The organism is Staphylococcus gallinarum (assembly GCF_029774255.1).
Classification (GTDB): Bacteria; Bacillota; Bacilli; order Staphylococcales; family Staphylococcaceae; genus Staphylococcus; species Staphylococcus gallinarum.
Genome location: NZ_CP069082.1, coordinates 1776905 through 1795567, shown reverse-complemented (window position 1 = coordinate 1795567; position 18663 = coordinate 1776905). Strand labels below are relative to the sequence as shown.

At 33.5% G+C, this 18663-nt stretch carries 17 protein-coding genes; all 17 read left to right on the top strand.

Features of this window, described 5'->3' with window-relative positions:
- The first annotated feature begins 154 nt into the window (after window positions 1–154).
- The 17 genes from mraY to JN168_RS08290 all read left to right on the top strand — a co-directional run bounded on the left by mraY (window position 155) and on the right by JN168_RS08290 (window position 18645).
- Window positions 155–1120: a phospho-N-acetylmuramoyl-pentapeptide-transferase gene (gene mraY / locus JN168_RS08370; protein WP_042738931.1), complete on the top strand. Its 966-nt coding sequence runs from the start codon at window positions 155–157 to the stop codon at window positions 1118–1120.
- 1 nt (window position 1121) lies between these two features.
- Complete coding sequence (gene murD / locus JN168_RS08365) at window positions 1122–2471, top strand: UDP-N-acetylmuramoyl-L-alanine--D-glutamate ligase (RefSeq protein WP_229367131.1); 1350 nt, start codon at window positions 1122–1124, stop codon at window positions 2469–2471.
- Window positions 2472–2486: 15 nt separating this feature from the next.
- Window positions 2487–3374 (top strand): cell division protein FtsQ/DivIB, encoded by an 888-nt coding sequence (locus JN168_RS08360; RefSeq protein WP_052495422.1) that lies wholly within the window; start codon window positions 2487–2489, stop codon window positions 3372–3374.
- A 105-nt stretch (window positions 3375–3479) separates the two neighbouring features.
- Window positions 3480–4895 (top strand): cell division protein FtsA, encoded by a 1416-nt coding sequence (gene ftsA, locus JN168_RS08355; RefSeq protein WP_232154924.1) that lies wholly within the window; start codon window positions 3480–3482, stop codon window positions 4893–4895.
- Window positions 4896–4924: 29 nt separating this feature from the next.
- Window positions 4925–6100 carry a cell division protein FtsZ gene (gene ftsZ, locus JN168_RS08350; protein WP_279525764.1) on the top strand — a complete coding sequence of 392 codons (1176 nt, stop codon included), beginning with the start codon at window positions 4925–4927 and terminating at the stop codon, window positions 6098–6100.
- A 227-nt stretch (window positions 6101–6327) separates the two neighbouring features.
- Window positions 6328–7119 carry a peptidoglycan editing factor PgeF gene (gene pgeF / locus JN168_RS08345; protein ID WP_279525763.1) on the top strand — a complete coding sequence of 264 codons (792 nt, stop codon included), beginning with the start codon at window positions 6328–6330 and terminating at the stop codon, window positions 7117–7119.
- A gap of 13 nt (window positions 7120–7132) precedes the next feature.
- Window positions 7133–7807 (top strand): YggS family pyridoxal phosphate-dependent enzyme, encoded by a 675-nt coding sequence (locus tag JN168_RS08340; protein WP_042738926.1) that lies wholly within the window; start codon window positions 7133–7135, stop codon window positions 7805–7807.
- Between the two features lie 5 nt (window positions 7808–7812).
- Window positions 7813–8409, top strand: a complete 597-nt coding sequence (locus JN168_RS08335; protein ID WP_042738925.1) for a cell division protein SepF — start codon at window positions 7813–7815, stop codon at window positions 8407–8409.
- A gap of 12 nt (window positions 8410–8421) precedes the next feature.
- Window positions 8422–8712, top strand: a complete 291-nt coding sequence (locus JN168_RS08330; RefSeq protein ID WP_042738924.1) for a YggT family protein — start codon at window positions 8422–8424, stop codon at window positions 8710–8712.
- 113 nt (window positions 8713–8825) lie between these two features.
- A complete protein-coding gene (locus JN168_RS08325; RefSeq protein WP_042738923.1) occupies window positions 8826–9596 on the top strand; it encodes a YlmH family RNA-binding protein in 771 nt (256 codons plus the stop codon).
- A gap of 158 nt (window positions 9597–9754) precedes the next feature.
- Entirely contained in the window at window positions 9755–10363 is a 609-nt protein-coding gene (locus tag JN168_RS08320; RefSeq protein ID WP_042738922.1) for a DivIVA domain-containing protein, read from the top strand.
- Window positions 10364–10605: 242 nt separating this feature from the next.
- The gene (ileS, locus tag JN168_RS08315) at window positions 10606–13356 is read left to right on the top strand and encodes an isoleucine--tRNA ligase (RefSeq protein WP_279525762.1); all 2751 of its coding nucleotides are present in this window, start codon (window positions 10606–10608) and stop codon (window positions 13354–13356) included.
- 560 nt (window positions 13357–13916) lie between these two features.
- Window positions 13917–14390, top strand: a complete 474-nt coding sequence (locus tag JN168_RS08310; RefSeq protein ID WP_042738920.1) for a CHAP domain-containing protein — start codon at window positions 13917–13919, stop codon at window positions 14388–14390.
- Window positions 14391–14613: 223 nt separating this feature from the next.
- Complete coding sequence (gene lspA, locus JN168_RS08305; protein WP_042738919.1) at window positions 14614–15090, top strand: signal peptidase II; 477 nt, start codon at window positions 14614–14616, stop codon at window positions 15088–15090.
- A gap of 12 nt (window positions 15091–15102) precedes the next feature.
- A complete protein-coding gene (locus JN168_RS08300) occupies window positions 15103–16020 on the top strand; it encodes an RluA family pseudouridine synthase (protein WP_042738918.1) in 918 nt (305 codons plus the stop codon).
- Between the two features lie 540 nt (window positions 16021–16560).
- On the top strand, window positions 16561–17088 hold the full coding sequence (gene pyrR / locus JN168_RS08295) for a bifunctional pyr operon transcriptional regulator/uracil phosphoribosyltransferase PyrR (RefSeq protein WP_042738917.1): 528 nt from the start codon (window positions 16561–16563) through the stop codon (window positions 17086–17088).
- Window positions 17089–17337: 249 nt separating this feature from the next.
- The gene (locus tag JN168_RS08290; RefSeq protein ID WP_042738916.1) at window positions 17338–18645 is read left to right on the top strand and encodes a uracil-xanthine permease family protein; all 1308 of its coding nucleotides are present in this window, start codon (window positions 17338–17340) and stop codon (window positions 18643–18645) included.
- Window positions 18646–18663 lie beyond the last annotated feature (18 nt).

Below are 18663 nucleotides of genomic sequence, written 5' to 3'. Positions count from 1 at the left end.
AATAACAATTTGAAAGATAGGCTATATCAGTGAACGATAATAACAAAAATATTATCTTATCACTGATATGCCATGTTTCATTTTACATAATGTTTTAACCCTGCATGACGACATACAAAAACATATTCCAATTAAATATATAAAGGAGCATAATATGGTTTATCTACTCGCAATCATTGCACTTTTAATCACATTTATTTTAGTCCCAGTATTAATACCAACTTTAAAAAGAATGAAATTTGGACAAAGCATAAGGGAAGAAGGTCCACAAAGCCACATGAAAAAAACAGGTACACCGACGATGGGTGGACTGACTTTCTTAATCAGTATCATAGTTACATCGATTCTTGCAATTATATTTATCGATAATTCAAATCCAATTATTCTATTGCTATTTGTAACAATAGGATTTGGGTTAATTGGTTTTATTGATGATTATATTATTGTTGTGAAAAAGAATAACCAAGGTTTGACAAGTAAACAAAAATTCCTAGCACAAATTGGTATTGCTGTAATTTTCTTTGTATTAAGTCAAGTGTTTAACCTAACTGATTTTTCAACGGGCATTCATATTCCGTTTATCGGTATTGAAGTACCACTTTCAATTGCATATGTCATTTTTATTGTATTTTGGCAAGTTGGTTTTTCTAATGCTGTAAACCTAACTGATGGTTTAGACGGTTTAGCAACAGGATTATCAATTATTGGATTTATAATGTACGCGTTGATGGCATACTTCCAAGGCGCAACATCAATCGGCTTATTCTGTGTGATTATGATTTTTGCATTATTAGGATTTTTACCTTTTAACTTAAACCCTGCTAAAGTATTTATGGGAGACACAGGAAGTTTAGCATTAGGTGGTATCTTTGCCACAATTTCAATTATGTTAAATCAAGAATTATCATTAATATTCGTAGGTTTTGTATTTGTTGCAGAAACGTTATCTGTAATGATTCAGGTTACTTCATTTAAATTAACTGGTAAAAGAATATTTAAGATGTCACCATTACATCATCACTTTGAATTGGTAGGTTGGAACGAGAAAAAAGTTGTTACAGTGTTTTGGACAGTAGGTTTAATTTCAGGGCTTATTGGATTATGGATAGGAGTGAATTAAATTGCTAAATTATACAGGGTTAGAAAATAGAGATGTATTAGTTGTTGGACTTGCCAAAAGTGGCTATGAAGCAGCTAAATTATTAAATAAATTGGGTGCCAATGTAATCGTCAATGACGGAAAAGATTTAAGTAATGACTCACATGCTAAAGATTTAGAAAATATGGGTATTACAGTAATTGGTGGTGAACATCCACTGTCATTATTGGATAATAATCCTGTAGTTATTAAGAATCCGGGTATTCCTTACCACGTACCACTTATTGATGCAGCTGTTAAAAAAGGTCTGAAGATATTAACTGAAGTTGAACTAAGCTATTTAATATCTGAAGCGCCGATTATCGGTGTAACAGGTACAAATGGTAAAACAACAGTTACCTCTCTTATTGGTGATATGTTTCAAAAAAGTCGAGTTACAGGCAAAATATCAGGTAATATCGGTTTTGTTGCTTCAAAGGTTGCACAGGAAGTAACATCAACTGATTATCTTGTTACTGAATTATCATCATTCCAATTACTTGGAATAGATCAATATAAGCCACATATAGCAATTATTACTAATATTTACTCTGCACATATCGATTATCATGAAACATTAGAAAATTATCAAAATGCAAAGAAAAAAATTTATGAAAATCAAACAGCAGATGATTATTTGATTTGTAACTATCATCAAAGGCATTTGATTGAGTCAGAAACTTTAAAAGCAAAAACATATTATTTTTCAACACAACAAGAAGTAGATGGTATATACGTTAAAGATGGGTATATCGTGTTTAAAGGTTTCAGAATCATACATAAAGATGATTTAGTGTTACCTGGTGAACACAACTTAGAGAATATTCTTGCTGCTGTATTAGCAGCTTTATTAGCAGGAATTTCAGTACGAGCAATCATCGAGAGTTTGACCACATTCTCAGGTATAGAACATCGATTACAATATATAGGAACTAATAAAACGAACAAATATTACAATGATTCCAAAGCAACAAATACATTAGCTACACAATTTGCACTAAATTCATTTGAACAACCTATTATTTGGTTGTGTGGCGGGTTAGATCGTGGTAATGACTTCGATGAACTCATACCATATATGAAAAATGTGCGTGTGATGGTAACGTTTGGTGAAACGCAAAGTAAATTTGTTAATTTAGGTGAGAGTCAAGGTAAGTATGTGATTAAGGCAGTTGATGTTGAAGATGCTGTAGATAAAATACAAGAAATTATTGAACCGAATGATGTAGTGCTATTGTCTCCTGCATGCGCAAGTTGGGATCAATACAATACTTTTGAAGAGCGTGGAGAAAAGTTCATTAATAGATTCAAAGCGCACTTGCCATCTTTCTAAAGGATGTGAAAAAATATGGCCGATAAAGTACGTGAATTTGACTCTGAATACTTGAAGCAAAAACGAGAATTAAGGCGTAAAAGGCAGAAACAAATTCAATATTCAGTATTCGGTGTATTGTTGTTTTTTATCTTATTGATACTTATCTATATGTTCACACCTTTGAGTAAAATAAGTAGTGTTGAGATAAAAGGTAATAATAATGTATCGAAGAGTGATATCAGTAAAGCAATAAATGTTAAAGATGATTCAAGAATGTATACTTATAGTACTTCAAAAGCTGAAAAGAAATTAAAAGAAAACACATTAGTTAAAGATGCCAAAGTAACAAAGCATTTTCCTAATAAAATGACGGTTAAAGTGACAGAAGATCAAATTGTGGCATTAATTAAAAAGAAAGATAAATATGTTCCAATAACGGAGGATGGCACTGAATTGGAAAATTTCCAAGATAGTGTGTTGGATGATGGTCCGATTATTGATGGTTTCGATAAAGAACGAAAGGACAAAATTATACGACAGTTAGCTGAAATGCCAGCAAAAGTTAGGGGGCTAATATCTGAAGTTAAATATGATCCACAACCCAATATGCAAAACCAAGTGAAATTATTTACTACAGATAATCTTCAAGTAGTAGGTAACTTAAATACAATTGGTAGCAAAATGAAGTATTATCCTCAAATGTCACAATCATTAGATCGTGACGAAAGTGGAAACTTGAAAAAAGCAGGTTATATTGATTTATCTGTTGGTGCTTCCTTTATTCCATATAGTAGTGGTTCTGATCAAAAATCAGAAACGGATAAAAATGTTGAACAAGGAAATAACCAAGAAGATAAAGCGAAAGATCAGCTGCAAAGTGCTTTAAATAAGATAAATAAGAAAAAAGACAAAAATAATTAAAAAATTTAGACAAATACATGTGTTTATAGTTCACAACCGCGAAACTGTATTGTAAACTGTTAATAGTGTGAACTTGATTATGTAATTGTCAGGAGGTGCCTATCTATGGAAGAGCATTATTATGTAAGTATAGATATCGGTTCATCAAGTGTAAAAACAATAGTAGGCGAAAAATTTCACAATGGAATTAATGTGATAGGTACAGGACAAACCTACACGAGTGGAATTAAAAATGGTCAAATCGATGATTTCGATATTGCGAAACAAGCAGTCAAAGATACAATTAAAAAAGCTTCTATTGCTTCAGGTGTAGACATTAAAGAAGTGTTCCTTAAACTTCCAATTGTCGGCACTGAAGTGTTTGATGAATCTAATGAAATAGAATTTTATGAAGATACTGAATTAAATGGTACACATATTGAACATGTACTAGAAGGTATCAGAGAAAAAAATAACGTACCGGAAACAGAAATAATTAATGCATTTCCGATTAAGTTTCTAGTTGATGGCGACAATGAAGTTTCTGATCCAAAGGAATTAATTGCGAGACATAGCTTGAAAGTAAATGCAGGTGTCATTGCGATTCAAAAATCAATCTTAATCAATATGATTAAATGTGTAGAATCTTGTGGTGTAGATGTATTAGATGTATATTCTGATGCGTACAACTACAACTCAGTTTTATCTGCTACAGAGAAAGAACTTGGTGCTTGTGTGATTGACATCGGCGAAGATTTAACTCAACTTGCTTTCTATGAACGTGGTGAACTTGTTGATGCGGATGCAATTGAAATGGCAGGTCGTGACATTACAGAAGACATAGCTGAAGGATTAAACACTTCATATGAAACAGCTGAAAAGGTTAAACACCAATATGGTCACGCTTTCTTTGATTCAGCATCTGATCAAGATGTATTCACTGTGGATCAAGTAGACAGTGAAGAGGATGCACAATTCACTCAAAAGGACTTAGCTGATATTATTGAAGCACGTGTAGAAGATATCTTCTTTGAAGTGTTCGATGTATTACAAGAGTTACAATTAACAAAAGTTAATGGTGGATTTGTAGTAACTGGAGGTTCAGCAAACTTATTAGGTGTTAAAGAATTATTACAAGATATGGTTAGCGAAAAAGTAAGAATTCATACACCGTCACAAATGGGTATAAGAAAACCTGAATTCTCTTCAGCAATTTCAACAATTTCTAGTAGCATTACTTTCGACGAATTGCTAGATTATGTTACAATAAGTAATCATGACAGTGAAGAATTCGAAGAAGAAGTTATCGAATCTGATGAGACGACGAATAATACAAAAACAAGCGGATTTGATTGGTTTAAGAAAAAATCGAATAAGCAAGATGAAGCACCAGCGTCAGATTCATCTTCAGAAGATTCACAAGTGACAGAGACATATGACGAAGAAGTAAACGCTGATAGCGACGTTGAACATAAGTCTCAACACAACGAACAAAAGGATGAAAGTAAATTTAAAAAACTGATGAAATCTCTATTCGATTGATTGGCCATTAAAACTAGGAGGAAATATAAATGTTAGAATTTGAACAAGGATTTAATCATTTAGCGACGTTAAAAGTCATCGGTGTAGGGGGCGGCGGAAACAACGCTGTAAACCGAATGATTGACCATGGTATGAACAATGTTGAGTTTATTTCAATCAATACGGATGGGCAAGCTTTAAACTTATCTAAAGCTGAGTCTAAAATCCAAATTGGGGAAAAATTAACTCGTGGTTTAGGTGCAGGTGCTAACCCAGAAATTGGTAAAAAAGCTGCAGAAGAATCACGTGAACAAATTGAAGATGCTATCCAAGGTGCAGATATGGTATTCGTAACTGCAGGTATGGGTGGCGGAACTGGTACAGGTGCTGCACCAGTCGTAGCTAAAATCGCAAAAGAAATGGGAGCGTTAACAGTTGGTGTTGTTACTCGTCCATTCGGCTTTGAAGGTCGTAAACGTCAAACTCAAGCTGCTGCAGGCGTAGAATCAATGAAAGCTGCAGTTGATACACTAATTGTTATCCCTAACGATCGTTTATTAGACATCGTTGACAAATCAACGCCTATGATGGAAGCATTTAAAGAAGCAGATAATGTTTTACGTCAAGGTGTGCAAGGTATTTCTGATTTAATCGCTGTTTCAGGTGAAGTTAACCTTGACTTTGCAGACGTGAAAACAATCATGTCTAACCAAGGTTCTGCATTGATGGGTATTGGTGTTTCTTCTGGCGAAAACCGCGCGGTAGAAGCAGCTAAGAAAGCAATTTCTTCACCATTATTAGAAACATCAATCGTAGGTGCACAAGGTGTGTTAATGAACATCACTGGTGGAGAGTCATTATCATTATTCGAAGCACAAGAAGCTGCTGATATTGTACAAGACGCTGCAGATGAAGATGTAAACATGATTTTCGGTACAGTAATCAATCCTGAATTACAAGATGAGATTGTAGTTACAGTAATTGCTACTGGATTTGAAGATAAACCATCTTCTCAAGGTCGTAAAGCTTCAAATACTGGTTTTGGTAGCAGTGCAACAAGTGGTAGCGTAGCATCTAATGAAACTTCAATTGGTTCAAGTGCTGCTAGCTCATCACACTCAGTAGAAAGCAATACTGAAAGCAGAAGTCATACAACAAATGAAGATGACATTCCAAGCTTCATCAGAAATAGAGAAGAAAGACGTTCAAGAAGAACTAGACGTTAATTTGTCGGATAGTACGTCTTAAACAAAATATACTTAAGCTGAAGTTAGTAATAATAACAGTATCTATGTCATCAGGTCTCAGATCTGATGACTTTTTTAGATTTTTAATTCTAGAAGTTATTTTATGGCTATTCAATATTCAAATTAGAAGTAGTAACAGTCAATCAAAATGGAAACGGATAATCGAATAACATTTATTTTGAATAATAATTAGCGGAGGGTTTATAATGCCAGAAAAATTTGTGGAAAATAGTCATATTTTAGAATATAGAGATGACCCATTACAAAATGTTACATTAGGTATCACAACGCGAAAGAATGGATTTAGTAATTATCCAAATCACGCATTTAACATGGCGCGATATATTGATGATAATCCACAAAATATAACTAAACATCAACAAAAACTAGCTAAATTAATAAAGTTTGATAGAGCGCATTGGGTGTTTCCGATACAAACACATGAAAATAAAGTCGTAGAAATTACAGAAGAGCATCAAGGCATGAATATCGATACACTAACTGATGATTTACATGGGGTTGATGGCATGTACAGCTATGAATCTAATGTATTATTAACAATGTGTTATGCTGATTGTGTACCAATATACTTTTATAGTGAAAAGCATCATTTTATAGGTTTAGCACATGCAGGTTGGCGTGGTACGGTTGGGCAAATTGTGGTTGAAATGATAAATAAAATTGACTTTAATTTAAACGATTTACAGGTTGTTATAGGACCAGCTACATCTATGTCATATGAAATTAATGATGATATCAAAGCAAAGTTTGCTGCATTGCCAATTGATAGTACAAAGTATATAGAAACGAGAGCGTCAGATAGACATGGTATTGATTTAAAGGTTGCTAATGCATTGTTATTACAACATAGTGGCGTTCCGAAAGAAAATATTTATATTACTAATTATGCAACTTCCGAAGATTTGGATTTATTCTTTTCGTATAGAGTAGAAAAGGGTCAAACTGGTAGAATGTTAGCATTTATTGGTCAAAAATAAAGAGGTGTATACAGTGAATGTAAGTGAAAATCTAAATGACATCGAGCAACAACTACGACAGTCAGCGGACAAGGGTAATATTTCAACATTGCCAAACGTGATTGCCGTTACAAAGTATGTTACAATAGACCGAGCTAATGATGCATATCGTGCAGGAATTAGACACTTTGGTGAGAACCGAGTAGAGGGTTTTCAACAAAAGCAACAAGCTTTACCAAATGACGTGACAATGCACTTTATTGGTGCGCTTCAAACTAGAAAGGTTAAAGAAGTTATCAATGATGTGGATTATTTTCATGCGTTAGATCGTCTTAAATTGGCAAAGGAAATTGATAAGAGAGCGACACACACAATCAAATGCTTTGTACAAGTAAATGTTTCAGGCGAAGCATCTAAACAAGGTGTGGCATTAGATGAATTAGATACTTTTATTGAAGAATTAGCACAATTTGATAATATAGAAGTAGTCGGTCTAATGACGATGGCTCCGTTAACAGATGATGAGTCGTATATCAAAGACTTGTTTCAATCATTAAGAATAAAGAGAGATGAAATTAAAGCGCTCAATTTAAATTATGCACCGTGTACTGAATTGTCGATGGGAATGAGTAATGATTTCCATTTGGCCACTGAAGCAGGTGCCTCATTTGTGAGAATTGGGACTAAACTTGTAGGAAAAGAGGAGTGAGCCCCGTGGCTTTAAAAGATTTATTTAGCGGATTTTTCGTGGTTGAAGAAGAGGATGACCAATTAGAAGCACCACCTGAAGAAGACAATAGACAACATCAAAAGCAACAAGCACAGTCTCAAAATAATTTTAACGAACAATCAAATAATGAGAGTAATGAACGTCAAAGAGCGATACAATCCGTACCTAAGAAACAATCATCTAGATTACAACAATCTACAGGGGAAAGGAAGTATCAAATGGCTAGCAATACATCAAATAATAATACTAGGAACGTTGTGAATATGAATAATCAAGAACAAGATCAATTCGGCTTTGCACAAGAAAGTTCTAAAATGTGTTTATTTGAGCCACGCGTATTCTCAGATACACAAGATATTGCAGATGAACTAAAAAATCGTCGAGCTACTTTGGTAAACTTGCAACGCATTGATAAAGTTTCTGCAAAGAGAATCATAGATTTCTTAAGCGGTACTGTTTATGCAATTGGTGGCGACATTCAACGTGTTGGGACTGATATCTTTTTATGTACACCAGACAATGTTGAAGTAGCAGGCAATATAACTGACCAAATTGATAACATGGAATATCAAGGTGAATAGAGGTAAGAATAAATGGATGTAGGTTTACTTGCAACTGTATTTAAATTTATATTATTCTTAGTTCAAATTTATTATTATGGCATGATTGTTTATTTCTTTATGTCATGGATACCGAATGCACGAGAAAATAAATTCGGACAATTTTTACAAAAAATATATGAGCCATTTTTAGAGCCATTTAGGAAGATTATTCCTCCGATAGGCATGATTGATATATCATCCATCGTTGCAATTATTGTTCTCGTGTTGTTCCAAAGAGGTTTAGTGAGTATTTTTAATATGATAATTATGCATCTTGCGTAAGGAAAACTAAACTATAAATTGAATTTAAGTGTAAAATGAATCGATAATTAAGCACCTCCCGTTATCATTGTATGACGATAGGTGCTTTTATATTGTGTTTGGAGTGATATGCAATCGATATTTATCAACATTTTAGAAAAGAAGAACAACAACTTATTGATAACTTAATGGATAAATGTAAACGAGCTAATGAGCAATATGCACCAATACTAACGAATTTCTTAGACCCAAGAGAACAATATATTTTAGAGGTAATAGTAGCGAGTTTCGAAGAATTAACAGTGCATTTGTATGGAGGTAAACATGCGGAACGCAAACGAGCGATTATAGCGCCTACTTATTTTGAACCTGAGGATTCAGACTTTGAAATTGTACTAATGGCAGTTGATTATCCAGAAAAATTCGTTACATTACAACATCAACATATACTTGGTACAATTATGTCATTAGGTATTGAAAGAGAGCAGTTAGGTGACATCGTCATAGATGGAGAAATACAGTTTACATTGACAAAACAATTAGAATCTTACATGTTACTTGAATTAAATCGCATCAAAGGTGCTACAGTTAAACTTAATTCTATTCCGTTATCAGATATGATACAATCAAAAGAGGAATGGAAGTCATTCAATACAACCGTAAGTGCATTAAGACTTGATGTTGTATTGAAAGAAATGATTCGTAAATCAAGAACAATTGCCAAACAATTAATAGATAAGAAGCGCGTTAAAGTGAATCATACGATTATCGATGCAGCTGATTTTCAGTTAGCAAGTGGGGATCTATTATCTATCCAAGGGTTTGGTCGTGCCAAAGTTACTGACATTGGTGGTACTACGAAAAAGGATAAAGTTAGAATTTCATACGAAACTTTATTCAAATAATGTTATACTTAACTTGTCGTTGACGATATGTTATGAATAAATAATTGTTGATTTTTGTACGACATTTACAGTATAGTATATAAAATAAACTGCAAAGAATACTATTTCTCGTATTTATTGAAATGATAAAATAGTGTATGATTAAGGGAGGATAATGTATGCCTTTTACACCTAGTGAAATTAAAAATAAAACTTTTACTCAAGCCAAAAATGGTTTTGAGCCTACTGAAGTAGAGAGTTATTTACAACAATTAAGTAATGAAATCGAAAGATTAAAAGAAGATAAAAAACAATTAGAAAAAGTTATAGAAGATAAAGAGACGAATATTCAGTCTTATAAAGATGTTCATCAATCTGTTAGCGATGCTTTAATTCAAGCTAAGCAGGCTGGTGAAGAGACAAAAGCTGCAGCAAATAAAGAGGCAGAGGCAACAATTGCAAAGGCCAAAGCAGAAGCAGATCGAATTGTAAATGACGGTGTTGAAAAAGCGCGTCGTTTGTCATTCCAAACTGAAGATATGAAACGTCAATCTAAGATTTTCCGTTCTAGATTCCGTATGCTTGTTGAAGCACAGTTAGACCTATTAAAAAATGAAGATTGGGATTATTTACTCAATTATGACTTAGATGCTGAACAAGTTACAGAAGAAAATGTCAATCATTTAAATGACAATGAATTAACAGAAGAAGAGAAAGCTTTAAAAGCTAAAGCAGAAGCGGATAATCAATCAGCTGATGCTACGAGTGAAAGTACAGATAAGAAATAACAGACACGTAAGTAATAATACAGCATATCAAAGCGAGAAAGGGATAGTGAGAGCCTTTTATATGTATATTACTTATATCACTGTTATCCATAGTTCAATACAGCACAATGAGAGAACTCTAAGTTGAGTTAAATAGGGTGGTAACGCGGTTTATATCGTCCCTGTTAATTGAACTTAGAGTTCTTTTTATTGTTATTAAATTGAAACACAATAGAGGAAAAATGTATTAAGGAGTGTAGAAAATGGATTATAAAGAAACATTATTAATGCCAAAGACAGCTTTCCCAATGCGTGGGGGATTGCCAAATAAAGAGCCGAAAATTCAAGAAGAATGGGAAGCAAAAAATATTTATCAAAAAGTATTAGACCAAAATAAAGGAAACCCATCTTATATTCTTCATGATGGTCCACCATATGCTAATGGTAATTTACACATGGGACATGCATTAAACAAAATTTTGAAAGATATTATTACGCGATATAAATCAATGCAAGGCTTTTATGCACCATATGTACCAGGTTGGGATACGCACGGTTTACCAATTGAACAAGCGTTAACTAAAAAGGGTGTTAAACGAAAAGAATTATCTGTTGCAGAATTCAGAGAAAAATGTGAAGCATTTGCATTAAAACAAATCGAAGGTCAGAAAAATGACTTTAAACGTTTAGGTATCAAGGGTGATTTCAACAATCCATATATTACGTTAGAACCAGAATATGAAGCTGCTCAAATTCGTTTATTCGGTGAAATGGCAGATAAAGGTTTAATCTATAAAGGGAAAAAGCCAGTTTATTGGTCACCTTCAAGTGAGTCATCACTAGCTGAAGCTGAAATTGAGTATCATGACAAGCGTTCTGCTTCAATCTTTGTAGCATTTGATGTTAAAGATGGTAAAGGCATAGTGGATGAAGATGCTAAGTTTATTATCTGGACAACTACACCTTGGACATTACCTTCAAATGTAGCTATTACAGTACACCCTGATTTGACTTATGGCCAATATGAAGTAAATGGTGAGAAATTTATCATCGGTAAGGATCTAGCTCAAAGTGTTGCTGAAACTTTAGGTTGGGATGATAACGATGTTAAATTAGATAAAACATTTACAGGTAAAGAATTAGAATATGTTGAAGCACAGCATCCATTTGTTGATCGTACATCATTAGTAATTAACGGTTTACACGTTACTACAGATGCAGGTACAGGTTGCGTTCATACAGCACCTGGACACGGGGAAGATGACTATATCGTTGGTCAAAAATACAATTTACCAGTTATTAGTCCAGTAGATGATAAAGGTGTCTTTACAGAAGAAGCTGGCCAGTTTGCAGGACTGTTTTATGATAAAGCAAATAAAGAAATTACTGATTTATTAACAGAAAAAGGCGCATTATTAAAACTAGAATTTATTACACATAGTTACCCTCATGATTGGCGTACAAAGAAACCTGTTATCTTTAGAGCTACGCCGCAGTGGTTTGCATCTATTGATAAAGTCCGTCAAGATATCTTAGATGCGATTACAGACACTACATTTAAAGTTGATTGGGGTAAAACACGTATCTATAATATGATTCGTGACCGTGGTGAATGGGTTATTTCACGTCAACGTGTTTGGGGTGTACCACTACCAGTATTTTATGCTGAAAATGGTGACATCATCATGACGAAAGAAACAGTTAATCATGTAGCAGATTTATTCCAAGAACATGGTTCTAACATTTGGTTTGAAAGAGATGCTAAAGCATTATTACCTGAAGGCTTTACACATCCAGGTAGTCCGAATGGTGAATTTACAAAAGAAACAGATATTATGGATGTTTGGTTTGATTCTGGTTCATCTCATAGAGGTGTGTTAGAAGAACGACCAGAATTATCGTATCCTGCTGACTTATACCTTGAAGGTAGTGACCAATATCGAGGTTGGTTTAACTCTTCAATTACGACATCAGTAGCTACAAGAGGACAATCTCCATATAAAATGTTATTATCTCACGGATTTGTTATGGATGGCGAAGGTAAAAAAATGAGTAAATCATTAGGTAATACAATTGTGCCAGATCAAATCGTGAAACAAAAAGGTGCTGACATTGCACGTTTATGGGTAAGTAGTGTGGACTATTTAGCTGACGTACGTATTTCTGAAGAAATCTTAAAGCAAACGTCTGATGTATATCGTAAAATTAGAAATACATTAAGATTTATGTTAGGTAACTTAAATGACTATAATCCAAATACAAACGCAGTTGCTGAAGATCAATTATTAGATGTTGATAAATATGTATTAAATCGATTACGTGAATTTACAACAAGTACATTAGATCATTATGATAACTTTGACTATTTAGATATTTATCAAGAATTACAAAACTTCATTAATGTAGAACTAAGTAATTTCTACTTAGATTATGGTAAAGATATCTTGTATATCGAAGAACAAGATTCATTAAAACGCCGTAGTATGCAAACAGTGCTATATCAAATTGTTGTCGATATGACGAAATTATTGGCTCCAATTTTAGCACATACAGCAGAAGAAGTTTGGTCGCATATACCTCATGTTGAAGAAGAAAGTGTACATTTAACACGTATGCCTGAACGCGTTGAAATTGATAGTGCATTTGTAGAAAAATGGAATACATTTATGAAATTGCGTGATGACGTTAACCGTGCTTTAGAAGTTGCACGTAATGAAAAGGTAATCGGTAAATCACTTGAGGCAAAAGTAATTATTAGTAGTAACGAACACTTTGATGCTACGTCATTCTTACAACAATTTACTGATTTACAACAATTGTTTATCACTTCACAAGCTGAAGTTGTTGATAAAGTTGATAGCGGTGAAACCTATAATTATGGTGACATCAAAATTGAACATGCACATGGAGAAAAATGTGAACGTTGCTGGAATTATAGCGATGAACTTGGATCTGTTGGCGAGTTAGATCATTTATGTCCACGTTGTCAATCTGTCGTTAAGACACTAGTTTAAGTGAAATTAAGACAAAAATTTTAACAAGATTACCAGATTTTGCAGCATTAGGATTATAATTTCCAATTCTTAAAATAAGAGCGCTATTCTGCAATGAACTTCGCTCTGTAAAATAGACTCAAAAAAAACACTAAGTTTATGGCTACCTTATATTTATGATATGAGCGTAGCCATTTTTAATGTGATGTGATTTATATGGTGAAATCCAAGACATAAAGTAATAACTATTATTGTTTTAATTTTAAAAAATCAAATGGTATCGTCCAAAATAGCGAATATTGTAAATTAAATATTAATTTATAGAAAGTAATAAGATGAGACTTCTGAGGAAGCAGGACGAGTCGAAGATTACAGGCAGAGGCTGTCGCTTAAGAAAATGAGCTAACAATATCAGTTAATTACTATACACAACTTCAGGTAAATTAAATTTTTAACATTATTATATTTATTAAAAAGGGTATAGAAAATAAGCTGATTCAATAAAACAAAGATCATAGTAAGACTAAGTGTAACAAGCAATAGATGTAGCATATTATTATAGTTAAAGGTAGTGTCAAAACATGAAGAAAAGGATTACTACATTAGTCACTTTAGGCTTAATAATTACAGGAATTGCAACTTATGACGGTATAGATAATAGAGATATGACAGAACCAGAAAATACACTATGGTCGACGAATCCGATGAAACACAATAATTATGTAAAAGGACAATGTACGAATTACGTTTTTGATAGAGTGAGAGATGCGGGTAATAAAATTGGTAGGTCCTGGGGAGATGCTAAATATTGGAAAGTAAAAGCGCAACAGGATGGTTATACTGTAAATCATCATCCCAAAGTGGGCAGTATATTACAATCTACTAAAGGTAAATATGGACATGTGGCATATATTGAACGTGTCTTTGATGACGGCACTATCAAAGTGAAAGAAATGAACTTTTATCATCCATTCGAAATTACGACGCGAGATATAAGTCCACAAGCATTAAAAAAATATTACATCATCCATCCTAAAGAAAATAAAGCAAAGTGAATCAATGTATTGTTAACTACGAAAGTATATTTAAAATAATTATATTATGTAAACTAAGTAAACGGTTTGAAAGATAGTGAAATATTATTGCAAAAAAGACAAATTTTAAGCATATCTAAAAATAAATGTGATAGATATAAACTGTAACTTTTTTTATAAGTTTGATTAAGCTATAATGAAAGATGTTGTAAAAGCGTCAGATAGTAGAATAGGAGGTACAGGCATGAAACGTCAGTACTATTTAGGTATTTCTATATTCATTACGATTGTTATTTTAATCTTAGATCAAATCACTAAATTTATAATAGCGAGTTCAATGAAAGTTGGAGATTCTTTCGAAGTGATTCCTAACTTTTTAAATATTACGTCACATAGAAATAACGGAGCTGCGTGGGGTATTTTAAGTGGTAAGATGAGTTTCTTCTATATTATTACTATTATTATCCTTATCGTACTTATAGTATTTTATATTAAAGAAGCAAAGCACAATTTATTGATGCAAGTGGCAATTAGTTTATTATTTGCCGGTGCATTAGGTAATTTCATCGACCGTGTGTTACATGGTGAAGTCGTAGACTTTGTCGATACATATATTTTTGGATATAATTTCCCAATATTTAATGTTGCAGATGCTAGCTTGACGATAGGTGTATTGCTAATTATTGTCGCATTATTAACAGATATGAAAAAAGAAGTGTAGGAGGTTGCAATTATGAGTAATCATGAGTTTGTAATAGAACAAGCAGACTTGTCAGGTCAGCGTATAGACAAAGTATTACCTGAATTAAATTCAGAGTGGTCGAGAACTCAAATTCAAGACTGGATAAAATTATCGTTAGTCACAGTCAATGGTAAAGTAGTAAAATCAAATTATAAAGTAAAATTAAATGACCAAATAAATGTAACAGAAAAAGAAGTCGTAGAAACTGATATCAAACCAGAAAATTTAAACTTAGATATTTATTATGAAGATGATGATGTCGCAGTTGTTTATAAACCTAAGGGCATGGTAGTACATCCATCAGCAGGACATTACAGTGGTACATTGGTTAATGGTTTAATGTATCAAATGAAAGATTTATCAGGTATTAACGGTGAGATTCGACCAGGGATTGTACACCGAATTGATAAAGATACATCAGGTTTATTGATGGTTGCCAAAAATGATATTGCACACCGTGGATTGGTAGAACAATTGGTGGATAAATCTGTAAATCGTAAATATGTTGCATTGGTACATGGAAATATTCCGCATGATTATGGTACGATTGATGCTCCAATTGGTAGAAACAAAAATGATCGACAATCAATGGATGTCGTAGATGACGGTAAAGAAGCAGTAACACATTTCAATGTTTTAGAACACTTTAAACATTATACGTTAGTTGAATGTCAGCTAGAAACGGGTAGAACACACCAAATTCGTGTTCATATGAAATATATTGGTTTCCCATTAGTTGGTGACCCTAAATATGGACCGAAGAAAACATTAGACATTGGAGGTCAAGCACTTCATGCAGGTGTTATTGGTTTTGAACATCCAGTTACAGGTGAATACATTGAGAAAACTGCGGAATTGCCAAGTGAGTTTGAGCAATTATTAACAGATATTAGAAAAAGTGATCAATAACTTATGCTTTAAATAAAGGTTATAACAAGTAATATGAATGAATTTACCTCATTATAAAAATGGCGCGAGTCAAAAAGATAATGAGGTTATTTTTTATGTAAAAATGATTAAATCATATAGTGGCTGGAAAGCAAGTGGATATCAATAAAGGTTACTTATAATAAGAATAGTGTATTTATGCATTTAAAAGGCGCAATGCAACTTAGACAGGTTCTTGCACATTATATAAAATCATGATATTATAATGACAGTTTAATAAAGCGAACGTACGTCTTTAAATGAAAGTCCAGAGAGGCTTCGAAGACATGAATTTAATAACTTGTACACAGATGAATCTATGCAACGTAACTATTCGTGCATAATCAAACATGAATGATTTACATTCATGATAGAGAAAGCGTCTTATAACATAGAAATGTCTCTGTTTTCATTTGTGATACGATTATTGAGAAACCTCATGTCTTCATTGAAGATATGAGGTTTTCTTTGTATCATCTTGTAGCTAAAGCAAATTAATATGAATTGAGGAAGGTGCCTAAAATGTCAGAACGCGTTATTATGGATGAAGCAGCGATACAACGTACGGTTACTCGTATTGCGCATGAAATATTAGAATATAACAAAGGTACTGATAATTTAATTTTACTAGGTATTAAGACACGAGGCGCATTTTTAGCACGTCGCATACAGCAAAAGATAGAAAACATCGAAGAAAAGGTCGTACCAACTGGAACAATAGATATAACGCAGTTTCGAGATGATTTAGAGAATAGAACAGCACAATCGAATGAAGAAACCTATGAAATCGATGTTAATATTACCAATCAAGTTGTAATTATAATAGACGATGTACTTTATACAGGTCGTACTGTACGCGCATCTTTAGATGCAGTATTACAGTATGCGAGACCTAAAAAGATTGGATTAGCAACTTTGGTCGATCGTGGTCATCGAGAATTACCAATTCGAGCTGACTTTGTCGGAAAGAATATACCGACAGCGCGTGAAGAAGCGGTGTCAGTTTATCTAGATGAGATTGATTCAAGAAATGCAGTAGTAATTGAATAATAACCTTTTAATTCAGTACGAGAGACTGAGAAAGGATAGGTTAGTAAGTGTGAAACTTTTAAACTAGAGTAACAGTGATGACTCTAATTTAAAAGTAGCAACTTTCTATACCGTCATATCTTCAATAGCACCCTTAGTACAATTGTAATACACTATCTAACTAAGGTTATTGAACTGATAGACCCTTCGAAGTCTCTTTACATGAATACGATGTAAAGAGATTTTTTTTATGAAAGGAAGCGAAATGCAATGGAAAATGAAACAATGTTTGAAAGGACAGTTAAACCGGTCTTAGATGTACGTGACAAACCGAAATTAGGACAGTGGGCATTTTTAAGTACTCAACATCTATTTGCGATGTTTGGTTCAACTGTACTTGTACCTTTCTTAACAGGATTACCGATATCTTCTGCACTGTTAGCATCAGGAATCGGAACATTGTTATATATATTAATTACACAAGCCAAGATACCAGCCTATCTAGGTTCAAGCTTTGCCTTTATCACGCCAATCATATCTGGCTTGAATTCACATAGTTTAGGCGACATGTTAACCGCATTATTTATGAGTGGCGTCATGTACGTGCTTATCGGTTTAGCGATAAAAATTAGTGGCACAGGCTGGCTGATGAAATTGTTACCACCAGTCGTAGTAGGACCAGTTATCATGGTTATTGGGTTAAGCTTAGCACCAACAGCGGTCAATATGGCAATGTTTGAAAATAGTTCAGACATGAAAGGATACAACTTAAGTTACCTTGCTGTAGCAATGATTACTTTATTAGTTACGATACTCGTTCAAGGTTTCTTCAAAGGGTTTTTATCACTTATTCCAGTATTAATTGGAATAATCACAGGATACATCGTATCGATCTTTATGGGGCTCGTTAACTTTAAACCAATTGTCGAAGCGAAGTGGTTACACTTACCGGAAGTATACTTACCCTTTAGAGACTATACACCATCAATTCATATAGGGTTGATCTTAGTCCTGATACCCATCGTTTTTGTAACGGTTAGTGAACATATTGGTCATCAAATGGTCATAAATAAAATTGTCGGTAAAAACTTCTTTAAAGACCCAGGATTAGATAAATCGATTATTGGTGACGGTGTATCAACTATGTTTGCAAGTGTTATTGGTGGTCCACCAAGCACAACATATGGTGAGAATATAGGTGTATTGGCAATTACTAAGATTTACAGTATCTATGTTATAGGTGGTGCTGCAGTAATAGCGATTATCCTAGGCTTTGTAGAAAAATTCACTGCACTTGTGTCTTCAATACCAACACCCGTAATGGGCGGTGTATCAATATTGCTATTCGGTATTATTGCAGCGAGTGGTTTAAGAATGTTAGTGGAAAGTGAAGTAGATTTTGCAAGTAACAGAAATTTAGTTATCGCATCTGTCATTTTAGTAATAGGCATAGGCAACCTAGTGTTTAATTTACATGGACTAGGTGTGAAATTAGAAATAGAAGGAATGGCTCTCGCAGCTCTCGCAGGAATTATCTTGAATTTAATCTTACCGAAAGAGAAAACAGAAACGAACTAAAATCATTGTATTTTGAGG

Bases quoted from the DNA above. Each gene is read 5' to 3' on its own strand.
- mraY (WP_042738931.1), top strand. From the start codon at position 155: ATGGTTTATCTACTCGCAATCATTGCACTTTTAATCACATTTATTTTA.
- JN168_RS08360 (WP_052495422.1), top strand. From the start codon at position 2,487: ATGGCCGATAAAGTACGTGAATTTGACTCTGAATACTTGAAGCAAAAA.
- ftsA (WP_232154924.1), top strand. From the start codon at position 3,480: ATGGAAGAGCATTATTATGTAAGTATAGATATCGGTTCATCAAGTGTA.
- ftsZ (WP_279525764.1), top strand. From the start codon at position 4,925: ATGTTAGAATTTGAACAAGGATTTAATCATTTAGCGACGTTAAAAGTC.
- pgeF (WP_279525763.1), top strand. From the start codon at position 6,328: ATGCCAGAAAAATTTGTGGAAAATAGTCATATTTTAGAATATAGAGAT.
- JN168_RS08330 (WP_042738924.1), top strand. From the start codon at position 8,422: ATGGATGTAGGTTTACTTGCAACTGTATTTAAATTTATATTATTCTTA.
- JN168_RS08320 (WP_042738922.1), top strand. From the start codon at position 9,755: ATGCCTTTTACACCTAGTGAAATTAAAAATAAAACTTTTACTCAAGCC.
- ileS (WP_279525762.1), top strand. From the start codon at position 10,606: ATGGATTATAAAGAAACATTATTAATGCCAAAGACAGCTTTCCCAATG.
- JN168_RS08310 (WP_042738920.1), top strand. From the start codon at position 13,917: ATGAAGAAAAGGATTACTACATTAGTCACTTTAGGCTTAATAATTACA.
- lspA (WP_042738919.1), top strand. From the start codon at position 14,614: ATGAAACGTCAGTACTATTTAGGTATTTCTATATTCATTACGATTGTT.
- JN168_RS08300 (WP_042738918.1), top strand. From the start codon at position 15,103: ATGAGTAATCATGAGTTTGTAATAGAACAAGCAGACTTGTCAGGTCAG.
- pyrR (WP_042738917.1), top strand. From the start codon at position 16,561: ATGTCAGAACGCGTTATTATGGATGAAGCAGCGATACAACGTACGGTT.
- JN168_RS08290 (WP_042738916.1), top strand. From the start codon at position 17,338: ATGGAAAATGAAACAATGTTTGAAAGGACAGTTAAACCGGTCTTAGAT.